Raw genomic sequence first — 3,072 nt, 5'->3', positions numbered from 1 at the left:
GCCCCCTCCCGTCCCGGCAAGCCGTCGCGCTCGGGGCCTCCCTCTAACGGCAAGGCAGGCCCGAAGCCCGGTCCTCGGGCAGGAGGCAAGCCAGGCCCCAAGTCCGGAGGCAAGCCAGGACCCAGGTCCGGAGGCAAGCCGGGCCCCACGCCCCGTGCCAGTGGCCCCGGACGCTCCGCCCCGGCACCCATCGCCTCGCCCGCGCCACGCATCCCACCTCGGGCGCGCGTACCACCCATGCCCGCACAGACGCTGGCGGCCCAACCGGGCCGGTGGCTGTGGACCTGCCGGGAGGGCTTCGAGTCCCACCTCTTCGAGGAGCTGGTCTGGACGGGCGCGGGTCCCCGCCTCCTGGGGCCTGCCCTGGTGGAGTCCGAGCAGCGGCCGGACGTGCCCCCCGCCTTCGGCCGGGCGGTGGAGAGGGTCGTCGCCACCTGGGCCCCCCCGGGCGGGGCCCAGGTGCCGGTGGAGGAGCTCGTCGCGGCGATGTCCGGACTGCCCTCGCGAGTGCCGTGGCTCGTCCGGGCCTACACGCCAGACAGCGCGAAGGGCAACACGCAGGCGGGCCGCGCCGAGGCCCTGGAGGCGGCCGTTCGCGCGGCGCTCCCCCCGAACCGGGTGCTGGAGGACGATGGGCGGGCGCGAGAGGCGGGGGCCCTGCTGGTGGGCCTGTGCGTCGCGCCGGAGGGGGTGCTGATGCTGGGCGCGGTGAGTGCCCGCGAGGCCCTGTCCCTCGCGCCGGGCGGGCGGCGGCGGATGAAGCGCGCGGGCGAGTCCCCGTCCCGCGCGGCGATGAAGCTGGAGGAGGCGCTGGACGGGCTGGCGCATGAGCCCGGGCGCGGCGACGTGTGCGTGGACCTGGGCGCGGCGCCGGGCGGCTGGACGCAGCGGCTGGTGGCGCGCGGGGCGCGAGTGGTGGCGGTGGACCCGGCGAAGCTGATGCCGGAGCTGGCCAGGAACCCGCGCGTCCAGCACGTGCAGGAGAGCGCCTTCGCCTACGCCCCGGAGGAGTCCGCGGACTGGCTCTTCTGCGACATGGCGTGGCGGCCCCTGGAGGTGGCGCAGTTGCTGGCCAAGTGGGGCCGGCGCCGCTGGGCGCGCAACCTGGTGGCCAACATCAAGCTGCCCATGAAGGACAAGAACCCGCTGCTCCTGCGCGTCCGCCAGACGCTCGTGGAGGACGGGGGCTGGGAGGGCCTCACCGTCCGCCAGCTCTACCATGACCGGGACGAGGTGACCGTCACGGCGCACCGCATGCGCTGAGGGCAGCGGAGCGGGCGCGGGGAGAAGCTTTCCTGCGCCCGACGCGGGTCCGCGCTACACACGCGGACACGATGCCCTACTCAATCGACGACGCCACCGCCACCGCCCTCGTCGCCCTCCACCCCCGGGCCGCGCGTCCCGGGCACGCCCAGGAGGCGCCGCAGGCCGCCGCCCAGGAGCTCATCGCCGCCGAGCAGCGCCGGCGCGGCCAGCCGGACGCCACCGGGGCCATGCACGTCCTGGCGCTCACGCAGGGCACGCTCCTCAAGGAGGAGTTCGACCTCTCCACGCACGCGCACCACGACGGCTGGCGCGTGGGCGCGGTGATGGTGGACGTGAAGGAGATGATCCACTTCAACGCGCGCTTCGGCTTCCCCGCCGGGGACGCGCTGCTGAAGGCCACCGTGGCGTCGCTCGCCGCGCAGTACCCGGGCGCGCGCATCGTGCGTTTCCAGCCGGATGGCTTCGCGGTGCTGCTGCTGCCCACGTCCCAGCTCACCGTGCGCGAGGACAGCGCGGAAGGGACGCGCGCGAAGCTGGCGGAGGACCTGCGCCCCGCGCTGCCTCCGGGCGCCTCGGCCACCGACGTGCCGGGCTTCACCGTGGCGCTGCTGGAGCTGACGGTGCACCAGCCGTCGCACTGGCAGGTGCTGGGGCCGCTCCTGTGGGCGGAGGTGGAGCGGGCCTACATCATGGAGCGCACCGGGCGGACGCACGGCCTGCAGCGGCGGCGCCTGCGCCTGGACGCGTTCCTCCCGGAGCCGGAAGGAACCTGAAGCCCTCCCTCGACGACTACTCCTCGAGGATGAACTTGCGCGGGTTCTGCGGCACGCCGTTCACGCGCACCTCGTAGTGCAGGTGCGGGCCGGTGGAGCGGCCCGTGTTGCCCACCGCCGCGATGGGCGAGCCGCGCTTCACCCGGTCCCCGGCCTTCACCAGAATCTTGGACAGGTGGCCGTAGCGCGTCTTGATGCCGTAGCCGTGGTCGATGACGAGCACGTTGCCGTACCCGCCCTCCAGCCCCGCGAACACCACCGTGCCGTCCGACGGCGCGGTGACTTCCTTGCCGTGCGGCGCCGCGATGTCCAGGCCCGCGTGCGTCACGCGGTCCGCCGTGTACGGGTCCAGGCGCTGGCCGAAATCGCTGGTCACCCAGCCGCGCGCCGGCCACACCGACGGCGTGGAGGCCAAGAGCGACTTCTGGTCCTGGAAGTAGGCCTGCAGGTCCTGGAGGCTCAGCTCCTGGCGGGTGGCCTCCGCGGACAGACGGTCCAGCCGGCCCAGCATCATCTTGGGCGTGTCCGTGGTGGTCAGCTGGGTGAACTGCGTGTCCGTCGCGGGCACCGTGGTGCCGGTCTCCGGCTCCGTGGGGCCCATGGCCAGGTTGCGCTGCGGGTCCGACAGCAGCGTCACCGCGCGCAGCTTCTGGTCGAAGCGCTCCACGCGGTCCAGCGTGGAACCGATGTGGTCGATGCGCTCACGCACCGACTTCAGCTGCGAGCGCAACGTGAGGTTCTCCTCGCGCAGGATGCGGTTCTCCGACGCGTCCGCCGCCACCTGGAGGTAGTGGATGCTCGCACCGGCGCCCAGGCCCGCCACCAGCATCAGGCCCATGCCCACCTGAACGAGCCAGGAGCGCTGGATGGTGTAGCGCTTCACCGGAGCGTCGTGGTCCGGGATGACCATCAGCGTGAAGGACTTTTTGGCCACAGACCACTCCTGGGGAAACTCTTTCGCAACGTGGGACTTCCGGCGCCAGAAGCTAAGTCGCTCCCCGCGCGCGCAACACCTCCCCCACCCGCCGCCCCT

The 3,072-nt window shown here is 73.4% G+C and carries 3 protein-coding genes; 2 read left to right on the top strand and 1 reads right to left on the bottom strand.

All coding sequences use genetic code 11. The annotated features are described in order from the left end of the window. Window positions 1-237: 237 nt before the first annotated feature. Both rlmM and D7W79_RS40660 read left to right on the top strand, forming a co-directional pair. The gene (gene rlmM / locus D7W79_RS40665) at window positions 238-1,263 is read left to right on the top strand and encodes a 23S rRNA (cytidine(2498)-2'-O)-methyltransferase RlmM (protein WP_120530567.1); all 1,026 of its coding nucleotides are present in this window, start codon (window positions 238-240) and stop codon (window positions 1,261-1,263) included. 71 nt (window positions 1,264-1,334) lie between these two features. Beyond that, a complete protein-coding gene (locus D7W79_RS40660; protein ID WP_120530566.1) occupies window positions 1,335-2,039 on the top strand; it encodes a diguanylate cyclase domain-containing protein in 705 nt (234 codons plus the stop codon). Between the two features lie 16 nt (window positions 2,040-2,055). On the opposite strand, the gene D7W79_RS40655 is transcribed toward D7W79_RS40660, so the two are convergent. After that, on the bottom strand, window positions 2,056-2,973 hold the full coding sequence (locus D7W79_RS40655) for a M23 family metallopeptidase (RefSeq protein ID WP_120530565.1): 918 nt from the start codon (window positions 2,971-2,973) through the stop codon (window positions 2,056-2,058). Between the last annotated feature and the right edge of the window lie 99 nt (window positions 2,974-3,072).

This window comes from Corallococcus exercitus, assembly GCF_003611585.1.
GTDB classification, from domain to species: Bacteria; Myxococcota; Myxococcia; order Myxococcales; family Myxococcaceae; genus Corallococcus; species Corallococcus exercitus.
The sequence above is the reverse complement of the archived record's forward strand: the minus strand, read 5'-3'. Positions and strand labels throughout refer to the sequence as shown.

Coding starts and splice junctions, on each gene's coding strand:
- rlmM (WP_120530567.1), top strand. CDS start 238: ATGCCCGCACAGACGCTGGCGGCCCAACCGGGCCGGTGGCTGTGGACC.
- D7W79_RS40660 (WP_120530566.1), top strand. CDS start 1,335: ATGCCCTACTCAATCGACGACGCCACCGCCACCGCCCTCGTCGCCCTC.